This is a genomic window from Nostoc sp. LEGE 06077 (assembly GCF_015207705.1).
Lineage (GTDB): Bacteria > Cyanobacteriota > Cyanobacteriia > Cyanobacteriales > Nostocaceae > Nostoc_B.
In genome coordinates this window covers 112,887-134,529 of sequence record NZ_JADEWI010000009.1, presented here as the reverse complement: position 1 = coordinate 134,529, position 21,643 = coordinate 112,887, and the positions used below count along the sequence as shown (strand labels likewise).

The 21,643-nt window shown below is 42.3% G+C and carries 18 protein-coding genes and 1 tRNA gene; 7 read left to right on the top strand and 12 right to left on the bottom strand.

The window, feature by feature from the left end:
• Positions 1-633: 633 nt before the first annotated feature.
• Together IQ244_RS09150 and IQ244_RS09145 are read right to left on the bottom strand one after the other, a co-directional pair.
• Positions 634-707 (bottom strand) — tRNA-Pro (locus IQ244_RS09150).
• A gap of 212 nt (positions 708-919) precedes the next feature.
• The gene (locus IQ244_RS09145; protein ID WP_193892455.1) at positions 920-1,465 is read right to left on the bottom strand and encodes a GNAT family N-acetyltransferase; all 546 of its coding nucleotides are present in this window, start codon (positions 1,463-1,465) and stop codon (positions 920-922) included.
• Between the two features lie 435 nt (positions 1,466-1,900).
• Here IQ244_RS09145 and IQ244_RS09140 point away from each other — a divergent pair, with 435 nt between their 5' ends.
• Complete coding sequence (locus IQ244_RS09140) at positions 1,901-2,620, top strand: hypothetical protein (protein WP_015112399.1); 720 nt, start codon at positions 1,901-1,903, stop codon at positions 2,618-2,620.
• Positions 2,621-2,722: 102 nt separating this feature from the next.
• Positions 2,723-3,634 (top strand): alpha/beta fold hydrolase, encoded by a 912-nt coding sequence (locus IQ244_RS09135; RefSeq protein WP_193892452.1) that lies wholly within the window; start codon positions 2,723-2,725, stop codon positions 3,632-3,634.
• Positions 3,635-3,681: 47 nt separating this feature from the next.
• Here the strand turns inward: IQ244_RS09135 and tsaD are convergent, their stop codons facing one another.
• On the bottom strand, positions 3,682-4,725 hold the full coding sequence (gene tsaD / locus IQ244_RS09130) for a tRNA (adenosine(37)-N6)-threonylcarbamoyltransferase complex transferase subunit TsaD (protein WP_193892450.1): 1,044 nt from the start codon (positions 4,723-4,725) through the stop codon (positions 3,682-3,684).
• A gap of 176 nt (positions 4,726-4,901) precedes the next feature.
• On the opposite strand from tsaD, the gene IQ244_RS09125 reads away from it, so the two are divergent.
• From IQ244_RS09125 to IQ244_RS09115, 3 genes are read left to right on the top strand one after another with little or no spacing between them, the layout of a single operon-like run.
• A complete protein-coding gene (locus IQ244_RS09125; protein ID WP_193892447.1) occupies positions 4,902-5,396 on the top strand; it encodes a Photosystem I reaction center subunit III in 495 nt (164 codons plus the stop codon).
• 39 nt (positions 5,397-5,435) lie between these two features.
• Complete coding sequence (psaJ, locus tag IQ244_RS09120) at positions 5,436-5,585, top strand: photosystem I reaction center subunit IX (protein ID WP_015112405.1); 150 nt, start codon at positions 5,436-5,438, stop codon at positions 5,583-5,585.
• Between the two features lie 57 nt (positions 5,586-5,642).
• On the top strand, positions 5,643-6,161 hold the full coding sequence (locus IQ244_RS09115) for a photosystem I reaction center protein subunit XI (protein ID WP_193892445.1): 519 nt from the start codon (positions 5,643-5,645) through the stop codon (positions 6,159-6,161).
• Positions 6,162-6,393: 232 nt separating this feature from the next.
• On the opposite strand, the gene gmk is transcribed toward IQ244_RS09115, so the two are convergent.
• From gmk to hetZ, 5 genes are all read right to left on the bottom strand, one after another.
• Positions 6,394-6,993: a guanylate kinase gene (gmk, locus tag IQ244_RS09110; RefSeq protein ID WP_193892443.1), complete on the bottom strand. Its 600-nt coding sequence runs from the start codon at positions 6,991-6,993 to the stop codon at positions 6,394-6,396.
• A 167-nt stretch (positions 6,994-7,160) separates the two neighbouring features.
• The gene (remA, locus tag IQ244_RS09105; RefSeq protein WP_193883334.1) at positions 7,161-7,427 is read right to left on the bottom strand and encodes an extracellular matrix/biofilm regulator RemA; all 267 of its coding nucleotides are present in this window, start codon (positions 7,425-7,427) and stop codon (positions 7,161-7,163) included.
• 446 nt (positions 7,428-7,873) lie between these two features.
• Complete coding sequence (locus IQ244_RS09100) at positions 7,874-10,189, bottom strand: transglutaminase TgpA family protein (protein ID WP_193892441.1); 2,316 nt, start codon at positions 10,187-10,189, stop codon at positions 7,874-7,876.
• A gap of 360 nt (positions 10,190-10,549) precedes the next feature.
• On the bottom strand, positions 10,550-11,530 hold the full coding sequence (locus IQ244_RS09095) for a PatU (protein ID WP_193892439.1): 981 nt from the start codon (positions 11,528-11,530) through the stop codon (positions 10,550-10,552).
• On the bottom strand, positions 11,523-12,728 hold the full coding sequence (gene hetZ / locus IQ244_RS09090) for a heterocyst differentiation protein HetZ (protein WP_193892437.1): 1,206 nt from the start codon (positions 12,726-12,728) through the stop codon (positions 11,523-11,525). Before hetZ ends, IQ244_RS09095 begins: the two co-directional genes overlap by 8 nt.
• Before the next feature lie 206 nt (positions 12,729-12,934).
• Between hetZ and IQ244_RS09085 the strand changes: the two genes are divergently transcribed.
• Positions 12,935-13,417: a hypothetical protein gene (locus IQ244_RS09085; protein WP_193892419.1), complete on the top strand. Its 483-nt coding sequence runs from the start codon at positions 12,935-12,937 to the stop codon at positions 13,415-13,417.
• Between the two features lie 86 nt (positions 13,418-13,503).
• Here the strand turns inward: IQ244_RS09085 and sds are convergent, their stop codons facing one another.
• Complete coding sequence (gene sds, locus IQ244_RS09080; RefSeq protein ID WP_193892384.1) at positions 13,504-14,475, bottom strand: solanesyl diphosphate synthase; 972 nt, start codon at positions 14,473-14,475, stop codon at positions 13,504-13,506.
• Positions 14,476-15,806: 1,331 nt separating this feature from the next.
• Between sds and IQ244_RS09075 the strand changes: the two genes are divergently transcribed.
• Entirely contained in the window at positions 15,807-16,025 is a 219-nt protein-coding gene (locus IQ244_RS09075) for a hypothetical protein (protein WP_193892382.1), read from the top strand.
• A 128-nt stretch (positions 16,026-16,153) separates the two neighbouring features.
• Here IQ244_RS09075 and murI read toward each other — a convergent pair whose 3' ends face one another.
• The 3 genes from murI to IQ244_RS09060 all read right to left on the bottom strand — a co-directional run bounded on the left by murI (position 16,154) and on the right by IQ244_RS09060 (position 21,464).
• The gene (gene murI / locus IQ244_RS09070) at positions 16,154-17,020 is read right to left on the bottom strand and encodes a glutamate racemase (RefSeq protein WP_193892380.1); all 867 of its coding nucleotides are present in this window, start codon (positions 17,018-17,020) and stop codon (positions 16,154-16,156) included.
• Between the two features lie 196 nt (positions 17,021-17,216).
• Entirely contained in the window at positions 17,217-19,091 is a 1,875-nt protein-coding gene (locus IQ244_RS09065) for an N-acetylmuramoyl-L-alanine amidase (protein ID WP_193892378.1), read from the bottom strand.
• A 510-nt stretch (positions 19,092-19,601) separates the two neighbouring features.
• Complete coding sequence (locus IQ244_RS09060) at positions 19,602-21,464, bottom strand: N-acetylmuramoyl-L-alanine amidase (protein WP_193892375.1); 1,863 nt, start codon at positions 21,462-21,464, stop codon at positions 19,602-19,604.
• Between the last annotated feature and the right edge of the window lie 179 nt (positions 21,465-21,643).

Genomic DNA, 21,643 nt, shown 5'->3' with positions numbered 1-21,643 from the left:
ATCAGACTAATTGGTTGGATTTGCACAGCACTAACTTGTTTTAGTTATATAGCAATCCATTTGAGATGTAAAAAAGCCATTATGGCTGCTAAATGGTCACAATCAACTCGCAAAATGGGAGATTTTCTAAATTCTTGAGAATTCCTACAGTACTTTTGTCACATTAAATTGTGCTGCAACCTGATTTTTTTATTTAGCTTTGCCTGATTCCTGCACAAGAATTATAGATGCCTATTATAGACCGCTCTCAAAGAATGAAAAATTTTGCCGACCGTTGAGACGATTAATGCCATTTTATTGTCTTTCTCAAAAACTGGTGACGCGATCGCAAAATAATTCGTTCCATTTATTTATTGGCTTCATCACCGCTTAAATCAATATCTAGACTTATTCCCGGCTAATTACAATAATTTAGATATATAGTTCCTCAACTTTTGACAAAGCAAAATCAATGAAATTATTTTTTCCTGTAATATCTACAATTTAATTGTCAAACTTACTACACAAGTTATATTCCAGACAGCTTTTCCAGTTCAAAGATAGGAAATTCTCATTACAACTTAAAAATATAAAAAAATATCCTATCTATTAAGTGATTAATAGATAGGATATTTCGTAAAACATAAATTTTAATCGGGATGACAGGATTTGAACCTGCGGCATCCTGCTCCCAAAGCAGGCGCGCTACCAAGCTGCGCTACATCCCGGATATTTTCATTAAGGTTTGCTGATTCCGCATTTTAGCAATTATTTATGTTAACGCATCAGCTTTTTCATTATAGCAAGCCTGACATATATTTGCCAACCATTTCTATAGTTTATGCTCAATAGCAGGTGTTAAAACATTGTGAAAGAGTTATCAGTTGCAAGTGTTAAGTAAAAATACTACCCCTAGCCCCTAGTCTCCAGGCACAATATTTTAGTGAGGATACCAAAACATCCCTTTAATACCTTCAGGATCTGACATAAAACCCATACCCCGATAAAAATCAACAACATGAGGATCAGCAAAGAGCGTTACATTGCTGATTTCTTCGCTTCTGAGCTTTTTGAGGATGTATTTCATTAAGGCTTTACCTAGCCCTTTACCTTGAAATTCTGGATGAACTACTACATCCCAAATCGTGGCATTAAACGCATGATCTGAGGTAGCACGGGCAAAACCAATAAGCCGTCTTTGGTTTCCTCGTACTTGCCACATGGAGGCAACGAGAAAACTATGCTCTATGGCTTTTTTCACTTTTCTCAAGGGACGACGCGACCAACCAACTGCATCACACAGTTCTTCTAATTCATACAGGTCAATATCTCTCTCGGTACTGAAAACAATGCGTTCCGCATTTCGCGCCGCAGCATCGCTATTAGTACTAGAACTGCCAATTTCCCCTGTCTTGTCTTCAAATGAGGTTGTTTTATTTGTCGCTACAGATTCAGGAGTGCTAAACCAAGTTTTCCAAAAACCCATGCCAACGTGGTTCGGGTAGTATAACTGAATTGGCTACCACTTTATTTAAAGTGATGATACACGTTTTATCAAGCCAACACCATCTTACACCCCACACCCTGAATTTTTTCGGATGTTGTCGGGATCAGCAATGGCAACAGCTTTTTATAGCGTGTTTCATACCAATCATCTTCAACTTTAGCATTTTGTTGTCAAGGCTAGGAGAAATTCCCCAAAAGGCAAAGTTTTGAGAGTCAATTGTAGATAGCGGTTCCCAATTGTATGAGGTATGCCCTTACTAATCTCTAATCTCTAGCCCCTAAACCTCACTAAAACGAGAAACGCTATATATGAAGATTGGGTATTAAGTACTGGGTATTGGGAATAATGTTTACTAGCACCTAGTCCCCAGTCACAGCCCCCAGGTGACAACAGCAAGCGAGTCTTATCCCAACAATGGCTTCTGGTTTAAAATCTTCGACACTGGAACTCCTAAAACGCTTTAACCGAGCGTTTCCCCAGTTTTATGAGCAATTTGTCAGTAGTGAGATTCAACTGCAAAATCTCCGGTTAGCTTATCGTCTTTATAAAACCAGACGTGCCGTTATCGAGTTGAAGCCGGAAGGTAGCAAAAGCGCATTGCACTTTGCCTACCGTAACCAGTCCTTTCTCCTCAGTGATATTTTTGGTGTCCTGGCAGCTTACGGCTTGACCATTCACGGTTTGAGCCTTTATGGGCAAATCCGTCCGCCAATGTTAGTTTTCATCAAACTTTTAGTATCTCGTGGTAGCAAAGCTTTAACAGATAAAACCGCAGAAAATGTCTGTCGGGCTATTCGAGAGGCTTTAGGAGGGCGCTTTGAAGTTGAAGAGATGCTGGCGGTAGAATTTAATTTAGATGCTGGCTTAGAACAAGTACAAACTGAGTTTTATGTTGATCCAGTATTTCATCTGCCGGCTCTGGTGATTGAAGCTGATAACCAACCAGGGTTGTTTTACAAAGTGATGTACGCCATCTGGCAGGAAGATTTACTAGTAGTTAATGCTAATTTGCTAGTTTGGCGGGGACGCACGCGGCTGATTCTCTATTTGTTGGGGCCTAATGAAAGTCTGATTCCTGAATATCTAGGACACAAAATTGCTGAAGGAGTCCGACAGCGTTTGTTAGGGAAGTGATCCCAAGTCTGAAGTATGAAGTGTGGAATTGCTTCTGCCTTAATTTTTAATCTTTTGTACTCTGTATTTAGTCGTACCCATCCTTGAGGGTACGATATAAGTATGGCAACCATAGAAATCTTAGGCGTTCCACACTCATACGAGTTAACGGCTCCCACTTCCTACCCCCATGCTTTGGTGTTTATCCACGGTTGGCTAAATAGTCGTGGGTACTGGCAACCTGTGATTTCCCGTCTGTCAGTAGATTTACAGTGTCTATCTTATGATTTGCGCGGTTTTGGTGAGTCACAGTCCCAGGCAGAAACTGATGTCAATCGGGTACAAACTACTAGCGCTTTGACATCTCACTTGCTGGATACAGCTAGTTCACAATTTGATTCTCTGTATACACCAACTGCTTATGCTCAAGATTTAGCTACTTTATTACAAGAGCTAAATATTACTAGCGCATGGCTGATTGGACACTCCTTGGGCGGTACGATCGCACTTTGGGCAGCGGCTTTAATGCCTGAACGGGTTCAAGGGGTGATTTGTATCAACGCTGGTGGTGGGATTTATCTGAAGGAAGCTTTTGAACAATTTCGTTCAGCCGGTCAGCGATTTTTACAAGTTCGTCCGCGCTGGCTATCCCAGCTACCTTTGATTGATTTGCTCTTTACTAGAGCTAGTGTCGCCCGCCCCTTAGACCGTTATTGGGCGCGTCAACGGGTGATAGATTTTGTGGTTGCTGACCCAGAAGCCGCAGTGGGAGCTTTATTAGACTCTACAACCGAAGAAGAAGTTAATCGCTTACCCCAATTAGTTTCGCAATTAAAGCAGCCTGTTTACTTTTTGGCTGGTGTCGATGACAAGGTAATGGAACCTAAGTATGTTCGCCATTTAGCCAGCTTTCATCGGCTTTTTCAATACTGTGCTGATAATGTGATTGAAATTCCTGATTGTGGTCATTTAGCTATGTTAGAACAACCAGATGCTGTAGCCAGCCACATTCGCGCAATAGTCAATGGTCAATAGTTTTGGGTAAAGAACAAATAACCATCAACCCTGTCACCTGTCACCTATCACCTTTCATATAACTTCATAACCTGACTCAGCGATAACCGGGACTCAACACCCAATGTCAACTGTGAGACATGACCGCGAGATAAATGGTCAGATGCAGCACAGGCTATCATGGCGGCGTTATCGGTACAAAATTTCAAGGGTGGGAATAAAACACGTAGATTATGCTTACTGGCTGCTGCTTGCAAATGCTTTCTCAACCCACTATTTGCTGCTACCCCGCCACCAACGGCAATGGTATTGAGACCGTGATCTAGGGCGCAGGCGATCGCTCTTTTGGTCAAGGCCTTGGCTACAGTTGCCTGAAAACTCGCGGCTACGTCTGCTACAGGAACTTGCTTGCCCTCTTTTTCTAATTGCTGTACTAGTCTTAGCACGGCTGTTTTTAAGCCACTAAAACTGCCATCATAACGATGAAATCCTCCACCAGGTAGAGAAACCCTCCCTTCCGGCAAGGCAAAGGCGTGGGGATCGCCCTCCTGTGCTAACTTGTCAATGACTGGGCCGCCTGGATAACCTAGATTTAACAGCCGTGCCACCTTATCAAAGGCTTCCCCCGCAGCATCATCACGGGTTTCACCCAGGGTTTCGTACATACCACAGTCTTTAACATAAATCAAGCTTGTATGTCCGCCTGAAACCAGTAAGCTAAGAAAAGGGGGATCTAAAGTTGGCTCACTCAAGTAAGTCGCACAAATGTGGCCTTCGAGGTGATGAACTCCCAAAAATGGTTTATTGTAAACAATTGCTAAAGTTTTGGCAGCAGTTAATCCCACCAACAAGGCTCCTACAAGACCAGGGGCGCAGGTGGCGGCGATGCCATCAATTTTTGACCAGTCTAATTCAGCTTGTTCTAGCGCTTGGGCGATCGCCTCGTTGATCGTTTCCAAATGCTGGCGGGATGCCACCTCTGGCACAACTCCACCGTATTGCTGATGGACTGAAATTTGGGAAGCGATAATGCTACTGCGAACTTGACGATTGTTAACAATTGCGACGGCAGTTTCATCACAACTGGTTTCGATTGCTAAAACGTTTGCCATCTCAGGGTTCTACAAAATAACGATTTGTTTGAGAAGCTTTAACTTTTATTTACTTAAACTTTACTCGGTTCCCAGGCAAGAGTATGATGACTTGCTAGTTAGCCAAATAAAGAATGTACAAGCCGCTTCGTTTTGTACAAAAAACTTTTTCTTTTGTAATAAAAGGAAACGACTCCATGCGACGATTGTTTGCTTTGATTTTAGCGATTTGTCTTTGGTTCAATTTTGCTCCGCCAGCGAAAGCTCTAGGGGCTAATCTTACACCCTGCCGAGACAACCCCGCATTTCAAGCACTAGCCAAAAATGCTCGAAATACAACTGCTGATCCCCAATCAGGTCAAAAGAGATTTGAACGTTACTCTCAAGCCCTGTGTGGCCCTGAAGGCTATCCTCACTTGATTGCTGATGGTCGTCTAGACCGTGCTGGAGACTTTTTGATCCCTAGCATTCTGTTTCTCTATATTGCTGGTTGGATTGGTTGGGTAGGTCGTGCTTACCTAATCGCAGTTAGAAAAGAATCTGACACCGAACAAAAAGAAATCCAAATTGATTTGGGTCTAGCGCTACCTATCATAGCGACAGGTTTTGCTTGGCCAGCAGCAGCTTTGAAAGAATTTCTTTCTGGCGAATTAACTGCTAAGGATTCAGAGATCACCGTTTCTCCCCGTTAGGTTCCGCTTAACTGATTCATTGTTTTGGAGACTAAATACATGGCTGAAAAAAGCGATCAATCATCCTATTTGATTAAATTTATTTCCACAGCACCAGTGGCAGCTACCATCTGGCTGACAATTACAGCAGGTATTTTGATTGAGTTTAACCGCTTTTTCCCTGACCTCCTGTTCCACCCACTGCCATAAACAAAGCATTGGGATTTCAAACTGTTGCATGTGTAATTGAGAGGCGAACATAAAATTATGGCGCAAGCAGTAGACGCATCTAAGAATCTGCCCAGCGATGTGAGAAACAGAGAAGTAGTGTTTCCCGCAGAACGCGATCCTCAACTGGGTAATCTTGAAACCCCAGTTAATTCTTCTCCTGCGGTCAAGTGGTTCATCAATAACTTGCCTGCTTATCGTCTAGGTCTAACTCCGTTTAGACGTGGGCTAGAAGTTGGTATGGCACATGGCTACTGGATATTTGGCCCCTTTGCTAAATATGGCCCCCTGCGTAATGCAGAAAACGCTAACTTAGCAGGCTTACTAGCAGCGATCGCTCTAGTAATTCTCCTGACAGGTGGTATATCTTTATATGCCAATAGCAATCCGCCAAAAGCCCTTGCTAGTGTGACTGTATCTAACCCTCCAGATGCTTTTCAATCTAAAGAAGGCTGGAATAACTTTGCCAGTGCTTTCTTAATCGGTGGCATTGGTGGTGCTGTAGTTGCTTACTTCTTAACTAGCAATATCGCAGTTATTCAAGGCTTAATCGGTTAATTGGTGTTTGGTAAATGGTAATTAGTGATTAGTTAAAGTTTCTCATCATCAAGTTATGCATGGAATAACATAACTTGAGATAATAGCTTTCTAATTACTGATTACCACTTGCCAATCTGTATAGCCAAGCACTGAGTTGAAAAAAAGAAAAATGTATTCCCATAACAACATTTAAAGGACACATATTTCTATGTGTCCTTTATTATTTGGTGGTGAAAATGCTTGGGTTTGATTATTCAAATAACGCTGCTTCGATCGCTCCGAGTGCTGTGTCCAAATCGTCATTGACAATTTGAATATCAAATTCATCAGCAGCTGCAATTTCTGCTTTGGCACGGACTAGACGACGGGCGATCGCTTCTTCAGAGTCTTGTCCTCGACCACGTATCCGTTTTTCTAATTCATCAAAGGAAGGCGGCAAAATGAAAATACTCAGGGCATTAGGAAAGGAAACGCGAATTTGCCTTGCCCCTTCTAACTCAATTTCCAGCACTACTAACTTACCAGACTGAATTTTGTTGACCACAGCTTCACGCGGAGTGCCGTAATAATTCCCCGCAAATTCCGCCCACTCTAAAAATTCACCTTGAGCAACCAGTTGTTCAAACTTACCACGGTCAATAAAGTAATAATTTTTACCGTTGATTTCTCCCGCACGCGGAGAACGAGTTGTCACGGATACAGAATAATAAAGTTGCGGATGACGCTGCAACAGCGATCGCATTAAGGTGCCTTTGCCAACTCCACTAGGGCCAGTTAAGACAATTAACTTACCTGTAGTTGGGCATTCTTTGGTAGTAGCACTAATCTGGATGGGTAAAACTTGCATCATCCGTTGAACCTGTGAATTAATCAATAATCATGATTTGTGAGTTTGTGTTCGTTGCCAGGGCGACCTCGACTAACGAATTTGTAGCACTGGTGACAGAAAACCAGTCTAATTCACATGGTACTGCCGATATGGTGCAAATAAAATAGCTGTTTGTCAACTATCCCTAGTTAATTATCTACAGCATGATGATCGCGAGAAATCACGAATCGATTGGCTACTGTTTCTGGCTGAATTGCCGAAAGGATGACGTGGCTGGAATCGGTGATAATTACAGCCCTTGTCCGCCGACCATAAGTTGCATCAATCAGCTGACCTCTGTCCCGCGCATCGGTGATGATTCGCTTAATTGGGGCAGATTCTGGACTAACGATCGCAACTACTCGGTTAGCTGACACAATATTGCCGAAACCGATATTGATTAATTGAATTTCCATAAATTAACTGACATTAAATGTGACACGAGAATCCAGTAAGGATTTTATTCCCATGTTATCCCTAAAAAATCGGAGTTACAACGCATTACATCTAGCTTGCTTTAGTTTTTATAGAGCAAATGCTTTTTTTGGCTATTTATTTGCCAAATATACTGAAAATCATCCCAAAGAGGTATGCGAAACTCGAAAAATGTCATCTAGTTTTTGCAGTTAGCTGGAAGTTAGGTAAGACAAGGGAGAACGAATAACTTGAGGTCACTCAATTTGTCCTGGATTTATGAAATGCTCTACTCAGGACAAATATTCGGCTTTGTTTAGTCCAAGTGACCATTGACTATTGCCAATTTTAAATTTTGGATTATTCTTGCGCTAAAAGCCCCACCCCTTTCCCAAAGACGCTTGAAGACTCGTTAACGCTTTGCTATCGTCAATCTAAAATTGTTTGACTATTTACCATTAGCTTTTTGCAATTCCAGCCATTTTTGGCGTAATTGTTGCCAGTTGGGCGTTTGACCACCATAGCGCCAGCTAACATAAGCCTGACTAATTTCATCTATGACTTGGGCTGTGGTTGGAGGATGATGTTGATATGCAACTTTGGCGTATTCTAGGGGTGTTTGTGCTGGATGCTTACCTAAACCTTTTGTCGCAGTCCATTGCAGCATTTGTTGATAAAGTTTTTCCATTGGCGGTAATTTACTCAACCAGCGACGTTTTAACCACTCCCGCCACTGTACCCAACCTAGCCAACCAAAGAAAGCGATTGTAGTTCCCAGAGTTAAGCCAGTTAAGACACCTAGCCAACCTTGAGCGAATAAAGCCAAAAACCAAGCGATCGCTCTGAATATCCAACTAAAAATTGTCCCAAATACATTATTAAATAACCCAGTCACAGGGGAAGGGAGCCAGCCAGCCACCCAATGCCAAAATTGGCGCAAAACACTAAAAGTTTGCGAGTCTTCAATTGATGGTGGAATTAACGGATGATTGGGAATGGGGTCAAAGGCAAACCAGCCATATTTGGGGAAGTAAACTTCTGTCATCGCGTAAGCATCAGTGTTACGGACAACATACATCCCCGTAAAGGGATTAAACTCTCCTGGACTAAACCCCGCTACCAACCGCGCTGGAATGCCAATAGAACGTAGCATCACTGTCAGCACGGTAGAAAAATGGTCAGGGTAGCCGCCTTGATGTTTAAACAAGAAAGCTTCTACTAAGTCTTCTTCTTCGCCCAAATAAGGAAAATCAAAGGGATTTTCAGGAATTGAGTAGCGTTGCTTGAGGTATTGAGTTAGGTAAAGGACTTTTTCATAGGTAGAATCTGGACTAGATTTGGAGAACTTAGAAACATTGTTTTGACGGTATTTAGCCAGAATTTCTTCCGTTAATTTTTGGACTTTGGGAGCAATTTCTGGCGGAATTTGCAGATAGTATTTTTGAATGTGCTGGGGATATTTAGTAGTAACTTTGCCTAACGTAGTCCGATCACGGTAAGGTACTTCTGAGATGACTGTGTATGTTAGGTCTTCAGATAAACTTACAGGCGCTCGCAGCCCATTTTCTCTATCAACAGCAATAATCGGTGTCGGAAAGTAAATTTCTTTGGGATAGGACATCGCCGGAATCAAATTCGGCAAATCCGCCACCACTGTATAGGTTTGGACTACTTCTCTCGTTGGCAAAGAAGTAGGAGGTGGAGACAAATAAATTTGATAAGACCAAGGCGATCGCTTGAGGGTCGTAACATCATCATTGCGGGAAATTTCCCAGCCTTTACCTGTGTAGCGATCAAATGCTAATACACGCCAAAATCCTTCCACCTGCGATCGCACCCGCATCACCACCTTGGGTGTCATGCTTCCCCGCAGGTTTTGGTTCATCTGGCTATTAAAACCGTAATAAAAGCTATCATTTAGCTTTCCTGGTTGCCCATTTTGGCTTTCTCCAGTACCGTTACCTTGATTTTCGGCATTACCTTGGCGGACATAACCAGGATTAATAATACTCTTGCCTGTAAAGCCACCTTTGACTTCAATGGGTGAACTAACCGGAAATGTCCGTAATTGATAACCAGGGAAGCGGGGTAAAATTGCAAAAATTCCTAATCCCAGTCCCAGAATTAAAGTAAATAATAAAAAATAAAAAGATAATTTTGAGCCAAGTTGTGTAGATTTTGTCTTTTCCCTTTTAACTGTTGACTGAGTTAAACCCAGTTGGGAACGATAATTTAAGACTAAAGTTGGTAAGGCGATCGCTAAAAATAATAGTAATACAGGTGCAAACGCCAAAGTTTGGCTCAACGTTGCTGCCACACCCAATAAAATTAGACCAATCACAATTGAATAGCCCAAGTCCTTGCGTCTGGGCATATCAAAACTGTGGAGTATTTGCAGTTGAATTAATAACTCTGCTAAAGCCAGCCGCGTATCATTTAATTCTCCCAACACCTGCCCAAAGAATGCGCCTAAAGCAACTAACATTCCAATGGCGATGCAGAATTTAACTGGAATATTTGGATTGCGGCGATAGCGGTAACTCCAAATCGCACCAAGAATATTTAAGGGAACTGCCCAAAAACTAAATGTTGTATCAGCAGCAATATCTACTGCTACAGTTCCCATGATTACCAATGCCAGCACTAACACCCGCAAGGACAGAGAATCTTCCACTGCCATCAAAGGCGATTGCTGGATATTTTGTCGCCAATTATGAACTCTGGGTAGACGTGAAAACCAATTAATCCTGGATAAGTTAAACATTTCAAGGGTTAGCAATGGTGTAGATGCAGTTAACAAAATGCTTGGTTAGTCAAACCATCTACTTAGTTGTAACTCATACCCTAGAGAAATTCTGGTTCAGATAAAAGTAACTCCCCGAAGCAGTCTTTGGGAGTCTCATATCGTTGGCAATGTTAAACTATCTACCTAGTTGTAGCTCATACATTGCCGAAATTCTGATTCAGATAGCATTAACTCCCCGAAGCAGCCCTTGGGAGTCTCAAATCTTTAGCCCTAATGATCGTTGCAAAAAACGTAGAAGCCCTAATGATCGCTTATTAAAAAAGATAAGCTCCAAAACCACAAGAATTTTCTTAATTTCTCAGCGTTCTTTAACCTGAGCTAGATTGTCGGATTAATCACAAACAACAAAGGCTGTTCGTCTATTTCTGGAAACTCAACTTCTAATGTATAAGTTGGGTTAAATTCATGACAAGATAACTCAACATTCAAGCAGCCCGCACTAGAAGACTGAGCCATTGCCAAAGTCCCATCTGCTCGCAATGTCACAATTCCTTTGGTTGGTAAATCAGCCTGAACTTGTAACTGAGTTTGTTTACCGCGAGATTGGTATTCTACCCGTAAAGTCAGGAGACCCTCACTCGTAGACCATTGTCTTTCTACTACGGGACTATTTGGTGTAACTGGTAGACTTAAATTTTCTAGCAGTTGTTTGGCAGCCATTAAAGACAGTGCCATTTGTTGACGTGGTTGTAAATCTGGGTAATCGTTCTCGATATTGAGTTTTTGATCAAGAACATCCGCAGACCGATAAGTACTTCTGAGTACTAAACCAGCTATATCATTGAGCGCATGAGACTCTTGCGGGAAGAAGCTTTCTACTACCTGAACTAATTTAGCTCCCAATGGTAGTGAAGCAGTTAGCAGGGTTTGGCACTTTTCTAGCAATTCTCGGAAAACTGTTTCTGGTAGAGTGATCGGCAGATTCAGCTTAGATTGTTGTGCCTTCCAGCCCCACGCAGGAACTAAACTGAGCGATCGCTCTTCCAAACGCTCAGGATATTCCATTAAGTGTGTTTCCCAAGGAAACAAAGGTGGCTGATTTTCGATTTCGGTTTGTAACCGACGCTTGAGTACGGCTTGGAAACGGTCTTGCACAGTAGGAATGTCTCCCAGTTTAAAGGTTTGGGGTATCCCTCCCAACTCTGGATCGCCACTGGCGAAAGTGGCTGATTGTTTGAGAGAGTTGTCCACCCCGTCAATTTCCTTAAACTCGACCAAGTTAGTTTCACTGGTGTTGACATCATCTGCCAACAACCAAGTGAGTAATTGGTTTTTTAAGGATTCTGAGTCACTATTCATGAGTAGATGCACCTGATCCGGACACTAATGAGTTACGAATTTCCCAAGCCTGTTCCAGAATTTTAAACCAGCGTTTTTGCAGTTGTGCCATTGATAACCCTAGAGTTTTGGCAATTTTCTCGTCAGGTTGTCCTTGTTGTTTTAAGTCTAGTAAAGACCGCTGTTTCTCGTCTAGTTGGGAGGTATAGGCTTCCCATTGTTGTGGAGTTAGTCCCAAATTTGTGTGTAAAGAAGCTTCCAACCATTCGTGGACTAGTTCCCAACGATGTAATAAAGCGAACCTAATTAAATGATACTTGAAGCGCTGTTGTAAGTAATCTCTCTGACGCGGAGTGAGATTTAAAATTGTTTCAATTTCTTGTGTTGATAGATCTTTAAGCCGTAGGGAGAAGTAATCAGCACAATCAGATTGTTGTTTTTGCTCCAAATAACTCATCAATTCGGTAATCACAACAGAACGCAAAGTGTCTTCTTCGGGTTCTGGTTCTGGTTGTGTCGCCATTGTGGAGCGTAACTTGTGTACTGCTGGCTCTTCCCAAGAACCATCACCATCACCAGAACTACCTTCAGAAGCTTGTTCTATATCTACACTGGTTTCTGGAGGTTGTTGTTGTGAGAAGGTCTGCGCCCGCAGAATGATTAGCTGTTGCTGACGACCGGGTAAAGGAATGCGGCGCTTACCGTAGCGTTCGGTAAAGGCCATATACTCTGCTAATTCCAGAAGAGATTGGGGACGATAGGTAGTACCTAGTTGATTCTCCCGTCGGAAAGCATTCAATGCTTCTAAATAAAAACTTTGTAGAAAATCTTCTATGATAGTCAGCCGCCCTTGATAGCTCAATTGTCGCTGGGGAGGATTAATGTAACGATAAATAATGGCACTCAGCGTACTGTGTAATTCAACTCTGCCTCTATTGGAACCTAACTGATAGTACCTCTGACATTGTTGCAGCCGATGTCTAGCTAGGGTCATTGCGGAGCTTTCGACAGCACCGGAAGCTTGGATGCGTTTACTTTCGCTGCAAATTCGGTATACTTCGGTGGTAATGCGTGTTGCCACATCATGGCAATTTTGTTCTGAGGCTTTGGTTGATTGCCGGAACTCCTTGTACAGGAGTTGAAATATCACCTCCACGCCGATAGTATGTTCTCCCAGAAAAGTTGCGGTTGGAATAGTTGCGGTTGCGGCTGAATTCATAGTCTCGGTGTTTAAAAGACCCTAACATACATAGAAACAACCTGTACGACGGTAGGTATTGGCTTTGTGTGTTTTGCGTATAAGCTAAACGCAGGTCTATCCTGTAATGAGGATATGGCTGATTTTATTATTCCCAATTTGCTGGGGATTGTTCACACCTTGACCTGCTGTGATTGCCATTACTTAAAAGTCGTTGACAAGTCATTATGGATTTAGAAACACAAATTCAATTGCTGATCGACAATGCACCCCGCGATGGTATTTCACCACATCTTATTGCAGCAATTGTTCCTGCTTTTCGCGCGATCGCTCAACAATTACGCCACTCCCAGTACTACATTCTCCAAAAGGAGGGAAGCTGGGTCTTAACTACATTGAGCCACCGTGCAGATCCAAGTTTGGAGAAGCAGGTGATTTACGCTTTTTCTACCATACAGGATGTTTCCCTAATTTCATCTGCTGGGCGAGACCCTCAAGTGGTGGCCACACCCATTGCTGTCACCCATATTTTGTTCCAATTAATCGCCCTAGCACCCGTAGACAGCATAGTTTTTTTAGAAACACCGGGTACACTAGACCATACTTTTGAAGTGCAGCGTTCTCAGTTAGAAAAAACCATTCAAAAGCAGCTAAAACAAAGGCTCAAGCCCCAACAGAAGTCGAGACAGATACCGCCAGATATTGCTTAAAAAAAATTGGGAGTTAGGATTCTTCGGATACACTCCAAATTTTCCTACTCCCAACTCCAACATCAAAAATTTACAATCAAAAATTTTTAATAAAGTCGACTCAGCACATATTCCGTGATGTCAATTAAGGCTTGACGTGATTCTGACGGGGGCAAAATTGCCATATCTTCAGCTGCTAACTTGGCATGATGGGCAGCTAATTCTCGCGCCTGCTGTATCCCTCGACTATCTTGAATTAATGCTAGTGCTTGCTCTAAATCTTCTGCTTGGGCAAACTGGCGTTCAATTAGCACTTCTAAATATGGTTTCTCTTCTAGGGCAAATAAAACAGGTGCGGTCAAATTCCCACTTCTGAGGTCAGAACCTGCTGGTTTACCTAAAGTATCTGTAGTACTGGTGAAATCTAATATGTCATCTACAATCTGAAACGCTAAACCGAGATTTCGCCCGTAGTTATACAACTGTTGGGCTGTTTCTGGGGAAACTTCACTCAGTAACCCAGCAGCTTTGGCACTATTGGCAATGAGTGAGGCAGTCTTGTAATAGCTTTTTTGCAGGTAAGTTTCAATTGCCAGGCTACTATCAAAGCGGTTCATGCCTTGCTGAATTTCTCCAGTAGCCAAATCCATAATTACTTCTGAGAGGAGTTTGACTACCTCTAAATTATCTAAGTTGGCCAGATACCAAGATGATTGAGCAAAGAGAAAGTCACCTGCTAGTACAGCAATGCGATTGCCAAACAAGCTATGAACAGTGGGTACGCCACGGCGCATTTGCGATTCATCTACCACATCGTCATGCACTAGGCTGGCCGTGTGAATCATTTCTGTGATTTCGGCTAGGCGGCGGTGACGCTGGGTGATATCTTCTTCTAACATTGTCGCCCGCGATATCAGCAGGACGATCGCGGGTCTGATGCGCTTTCCCCCAGCTCCGAATAAATGTTCGGCGGCTGCAAAAAGAATGGGGTGGCGATTGCCAACTAGCTGCTTGAGGTTATCGGCTAGTAGGTGCAAGTCTGCTTCCACAGGGGTAAACAGGGAGGTAGCTGGGGTCATGGATGGCCGGACTCTGGCTTAGGTTACGAAAGTTTACATATCCTACACTCATTTTAAGATAACCCTGTGCCAGCGCAAAGTTTTGCTGAGAGAATACTTGCTTTTTGGCTGTGATTCTGACTAGTGGAAATAACTGCTATCTCGTTGCTGTTAAGGCAAACAGGCGGTTTGGCTGGTCTGAGTTGGTAAGAAAAAAATTTTTGTAGTTCAGCCAGAAATCTGAGAATTAACACCAATTTTCTTAGGACTGACGCATAAAAACGAAAAATCAAGGGTTTTGGGAAGGGTGTATGGATCTAAAACCCTTACACCCCCACATCCAGTCTCCACAGACAATCTTTGTAGTCCTGTTTATAAATGACTGTCACCGAATCTTGAACACAGACTCAACAGCATTGGTGATCGCCCCAAGAAATGTAATAACTCACTTTCCGATTCATCATCATTTTTCCCAATGGTTGATCGAGAGATTATTTCGTATTGGTGATTTGTGTTTGCTGAACTAGAAAATTTCTAGTTTCTTCAGTAGCCTAAGTATATATACAAGTATAAGAAAATTAAATTCGTTGTTCAACTCATTCAGTAAGCATTATTTTGTCAAGATATCTTTTATTTTTACGATAAATTTATATTTAACATCACCTCTTGTAAGTAATAATAACTACATTGGTGGGATCTTAAGTTTTTGTTCTTTATGATCAAATAAAACACAAACAATATTTTTAATCAAAGAAAAATTCATTTCATCCATGAATTTAACCTGCTAAAAATTCCAAATTTAGCCCCAACGTTGGCTTAAAAGTCAGGTTCGTTGTGTTACGCTAAAATGTAGGGATTTTAAATTTTTCAGGTATTGACAACGTAAGGGTAAAGCACTTTTGGGTGATGTTACCTATATGTTGTTTTGAATCCAGAATAGCTAATTGCCAACAAAATAAAACCAAGAGAATTATTTCTTGTAATTTTGTAGTGGCAGATAAACTTCTTGGGATGGAGTTAGGCGGTATCCTTACAGGGGTTCGCTTTCGGCTTACAGCTTGCGCTGAAAGTCGTGGTATATCCTACCAGAGAGGTATGAAAAACAATAATGCAGACTAAGTAAACTGCTGAGGAGCGCAGTTAATTATGCTATTTGGCAAATTAACTGTTGTGGTATGTATTGTCTGCAAATAACTGTAATTAAATAGTTCTGTTTGTTGACCTAAGAGTGTCATAACTCTAGGGAAAATTTAGCATAGCAAACTCAGACCATCAAGGATTTTCTTGCATGGTTGAAGTTATACGTGTTGTATGAAATTTGATATTGTTCAAGAAAAAAAGTTGGTAGCACAATGATTTACGCTAACATGCCTATGATGATTTTTATTTTAGCTGCTGGGTATTTATTCACAGTTTATCTATTATTAGCACTAGCAAAGCGCAGTGGTCAAAAATCTATCTATCATGATTCTCTATCGAGAAATCATGAGAAACATCAACATGAAGTGTCTATAACATCACAGGTAACTGAGGTGGTTAATAGTCAAGAGTCAATAGTTATTAGTCAATAGTCAATGCTTATTAATTATCAGTCAATAGTCAATAGTCAATAGTCAATAGTCAATGGTCGTTAGTGATTAAATTTGGATATTTAAGCAAACTTTGACCTTTGAGGTTTGACTATTGACTAAATAAAAACTTATGAAAATTGAGAAACAACTGTGTTATTTAAATCTACGACTTCGACCATTGGGGTATGACCTAGCCACTGAACTGCGGACTGAGCAAATTGTTGTGGACAACCGCTAACGACAAAGCGAGTTGGTAATGGCGGGTGGGTATTAGTTAAGCCTAGTAACGCTAAATCTTGGTCACAAGCGGCTGTGACATGAACAGCGGGGTCAATTAATTTGACATGAGATGGAAGAAGCGATCGCAATACTGGCGCTAAATGCGGATAATGAGTACAGCCGTAGACTAAAGTATCAATTTCTTGTTGAAGTAAAGGCTCTAAATAAGAGCGTGCTACCTCAGTAGTGTAAGGGTCATGAATGCGATTCTGTTCAATTAACGGGACAAACTCTGGACAGCCAACTTGCCAGACTTGTACCTCTGGGTCAATTTCCAAAATCGCCTGTTTATAAGCATTACTTTTAGCAGTGGCGGGGGTAGCAATCACACCAATGCGCTTACCTTGCTGCACCGCCGCCTTAGCGCCTGGGAGAATTACACCCAAAATCGGGATATTAAATTCTTGGCGGACAATTTCTAAAGCGAGGGCGGAACTGGTATTACAAGCCATCACTACCATTTTTACTTGCTGCTGCTGCATCCAGCCGAGAATTTCGCGCACAAATTGCAGAATTTCTGCTTGGGAACGAATACCGTAAGGCAGTCTGGCTGTATCACCAAAGTAAATAATCGATTCATTTGGTAGTTGGCGGTAAATTTGTCGCAGTACCGTCAGCCCACCCACACCACTGTCAAAAACCCCGATAGGGGCGCGTTGAGGTTCTTTATCAGAAAAATCGTAAAGATTACCTTCAAAAATGGAAGATGAATACACAGGCAGATATTGATTTAGGATTTGGCATTTAAAATACAGAATTTAGCAGACAATTTGTCAAGTGACTACTAAATTCTTTGTGGTTCAGTAGTTCAGCAAATCGAATTCAGGAGTCAGAATCAGCGTCTGTAGAATTAAAGCGACTTCCCACACAGTAATTAAAAACTTGTACTATATTTTAAGCTTGGCTGTATTCTTACCTGTGACGTAAGTACTGGAGAATTCCCCGCGCGATCGCTTCTGCCATGCGATTTTGATATTCTGGTGAACCCAATCGGGGATTATCTTCCCGACCGGTCATATATCCTGTTTCGACTAAAATCGAAGGCATAGAGCTTTTTCTCAAAACATAGAATCGCGCTTTGCGTGTTCCCCGATCTTTAATGGTGCCAATATCTTGCAGAATAGTTTTGCGAACTACTTCAGCTAAACCATAACCACTATCGTAATAATATACTTCTAACCCATTCACATCAGGGCGACTATCTACAGAATTAGCGTGGATACTCACAAATGCAGTGGCGTTCACTCGTTCAGCAATATCTACTCGTCCTTGAAGTTCAACGAAAAAGTCAGCATCTCTGGTGAGAACTGCTTTTACACCATTACGTTCTAGAATTGCTGCTACCCGTTTACCAATTGGTAAAATCACATCCTTTTCTAATAGTCCACCCAAACCAGGAGCGCCAGAATCTTTCCCACCATGTCCAGGGTCAATCACTACTATCAGTTTGCCGTTGGGGACTGGGGGTGTTCTGGGTACTGAGACATTGGTGTTTGGTAATTGACTTCCACTGGAAGGTAGAGGCGGAAAACCTATTGGTGGTGTAACGGCGCGAGTGCGTTGTAACTGTACAGCCAACAACTGATTACTAACTTGGTTGACTTCCCCAATTTGGACTCCCGCAGCGGGTTGAATCAAAATATTGACGGAATCTTCTTGTGGTTGCAAACGTACCCGCAGAATGGGACTATTAGCATTAAAAGCTGGGCCAATGACTCTAGGGGCTAACTGAGCATTGGCGATCGCAATCCGAAATAAACCAGAAGATCTATCCCAAGCACCCTTGGCCGATACAGGTCTGTTAGAGCGAATTAAAAGTTGAGTGCCATTCTCAGCTAACTCCACAGCTTGAATGATGGCGGGTGAGCCAGTCGCCTCAGAAATAAGATTTTCATCGCTATTACCAGGCAATCTCACAACACGACTAGGTAGAATTACAAAGCCACCAATACTGCTAGTACTTGCCCGCCAGTCAGGACTATTTGGCTCCACATATAATGTTATGCGGGCTGTTGGTTTTCTTGTTTGCAACTGAGAAAATTGAATCCGACTAACACCATAGCGATTTATGGACAAATCTTGTGGCGACAAACTGGAAGATAAGGAGGCACCAGCAATATCGATATGAACTGCGCGTTTGTCTGAACTGCGATTCACCTGAATTTGCGGATTACCACCATTAGTACGGACAAAAAAACCATCACCAGTAACTCGGAAACTTTCCAGTTGAGTTACTGCGGCGAGGGTATTACCAAGTGGTCGGGGATTATTTGATGTTACTGGGTTGGTTTTGACTACCGAGTAAATATTTCTCGCCGGAAATTCAGAATTAGCGGTGGGTTCTAACGGCTGAGGTTCAGACTGAAGTGAAATATCGGCTGATGATGTTATGGGTGTTGCTGTTGGTGTGGGTAATTGTACTAACCAACGACTACCAGTAGTCGGGATAAATTTTATCCCTTGGGGGTCAATAGTATAACCGGGAGCTAGTTCCACAACAATTCTGGCTGTCTGGGGGTCAAATTGCCCTACACGAATCGAGCGAACTGCTCCACCGACTGGTTGTGTTAACTGTGGTCTACCAAAATCTGTATCTGGTAAATCAATTACCAGACGAGTGGGATTAAAAATGAGTTGTGCTTTGGGTTGAACAGCCCCCAAAGTATTAAATTCCAAACGGTTTTGCTTGGCATCAAAGCGCCAAGACTCAAGTTTCGCTGCCAAAGCAGGCGACGATAGCAAGAAGATAGTTCCAATAGTACCGGTTAGTAACCAGTGTAGTTTCACAGTCGTTTCTCCTAATTCACATTCATAGAAGCCGTCAAAATGTCCACGTATCTATTGGTAAATCCTCACACCGTCACCGCCCAACTTAGTTTTAACTCCAGAAGTCTGCATAGTGGACACTGCTCATCAGAACTTCCGTGGCAACCAGAAATTTTATTCTGGCATTCAAGACAATAAATACTTCCAATCAATATACGTAAAATCAGTAGAGATTAGTTTTGAGTTGTTTGATGGCTGATGATCAATGTACCCAAAAAGTTATTGCTACTATCAACTGATTTTGGTAAAGCTGGTGACACCTAATTTAACATTTTGAAAACAACATGATATGTAAATGTATCTACTCATACTCAAAAATTAGTTCTCACTCAAAAAAGTGAGAACCATAGATTTTTACCCGTGAGATTACAGTTAACTCTTGCATGAGATCAGCAAGATTACTATTAACAAGACAAAACATCAGTTATTCATGGGTTTAGTTAAGTATATTTACTAAAGTTTGACGATAATTTATCTGCGTCGGAGGTACTGGAGTATACCACGAGCGATCGCATCTGCCATTTGATTTTGATAAGCTGAACTACGTAACTTGACTACATCCTCACGACCCGTTAAATAACCTGTTTCAACAAGAATTGAAGGCATAGAACTTTTTCTGAGGACGAAAAATCTGGCTCGGCGCACGCCGCGATCTCTGACATTCAGACTTTGCAGAATGCTGCTATGGACAACACGAGCTAGACTCAAACCACTGTCATAATAATAAGTCTCTAAACCACTGACATCTGAACGACCGCCACCTAAAGCATTGGCATGGATACTTACGAATACATCAGCATTCGCTCTTTCTGCCAACTGTACTCTTCCAGGAAGAGTCACAAAATAGTCAGAACTCCGGGTCAGAATCACCTGCACACCATTTTGCTGCAAAATTTCAGCTACCCTTTTACCAATAGGCAGAATAACATCCTTCTCACGCACTCCACCAATCCCAATGGCTCCAGGGTCTTTACCACCGTGTCCTGGGTCAATGACAACTACTACCTTTCCTCTGGGTAAGGGGCGTGTTCCAGGTTGCGGTATAGAACGGGGATTGTCATTGGGATCTGGTAATTGACTTTGATCTGAAGGAAAAGGCAGTGTACCTGGAACTGCTACAACTCGGCGAGAACCTTGTAATTGCAGTGTTACTTGGTCGTCGTTTTGGTTAATTTGCCCAATTTGGACTCCCGCCGCAGGTTGAACTAAAATCACTACCGTGTCAGCATCTGATGTTTGCAGGCGGACTCGCAAAATTGGACTATTGGCATTCAAAATCGGGCCTTTAATCCGCGGCGCTAATTTAGCATCATTGATGGTGATGCGATATAAACCAGAGGTTCTATCCCATCCACCCCTAGCATTTATAGTTTGGTTGGCTCTAATTAGTAGTTGCTTACCATCATCAGACAGTTCTACAGCTTGAATTGTTGCTGATTGGTCGCTGACAACTCGACGGCCGGGGGGAGAAAATTCTGGTTGGTTATCAGAAGAGTTATTAGAATTATTTCTAGGTAATGTAGCAAAGCGATTAGGCAAAACTACCAAACCAGTAGCACCACTTCTAGTTGCTCGCCAGTCAGGGCTATTTTTATCGACGCGCAAGGTCATACGGACGGCGGGTGGACTGGTTTGTAGCTGGGTAAATTCTACACGACTTACACCATGCCTGTTAACGCTGAGGTCTCGCTGTGCCAAATTTGTAGATAAAGTTGCGCCAGAGATATCCATAAAAATAGTAGAGCGATCGCGGCTACGATTCACTCTCACTTGGGGATTCCCACCGTTAGTGCGAACAAAAAAACCATCTCCTGTAACTTGTAAGCTGTCAATTTGAGTTGTGCTTTGTGTGCTACTGACAACTCTCGGTAACGGCGGTCTCGTGTCTGAATCTAGGCTGGTGACTACGTTGTAAACATTATCTGCGGAAGAGTTGACAGGTTCTAGTCTTGGCCTAGGCAATTGTACTGTCCACCGACTAGGAGTTATGCCAACAAATTTTATGCCTTGGGGGTCAAGAGTATAACCAGGAGACAGTTCCACGACAATACGGGCTGTTTGAGGTTCAAACTGGCCAACACGGATAGCCCGAATTGCTCCACCTACAGGTTGTGTTAACTGCGGTCTGCCAAAGGTTGTGTCTGGTAAATCAATAACCAGGCGTGTGGGATTGAAAATTAGTTGTGCTTTGGGTTGAACACCCCCTGAAGTATTAAATTCCAGGCGGTTTTGCTTGGCATCAAACCGCCAAGATTCCAGTCTGGCTGCCAAAACTGGCGAAGACAGTAAGCAGATCATCCCAACAGTACCGGGTAGTAACCAGTGTAATTTCACAATCCTTTCTCCTGATTCGCATTTATGGAAGTCAATATCGCAAAAATTTGGGTAAGTTGTGCTTCTGTCACCAGAAGTTTTGAGATTTGACTTTGGCTTTTTTTTGGGTTAAAGAAACAATTAATAGTGCAAATTTTAAACTGCTTACATAGTCTTTAACTTTGAGATTACTTTACTAT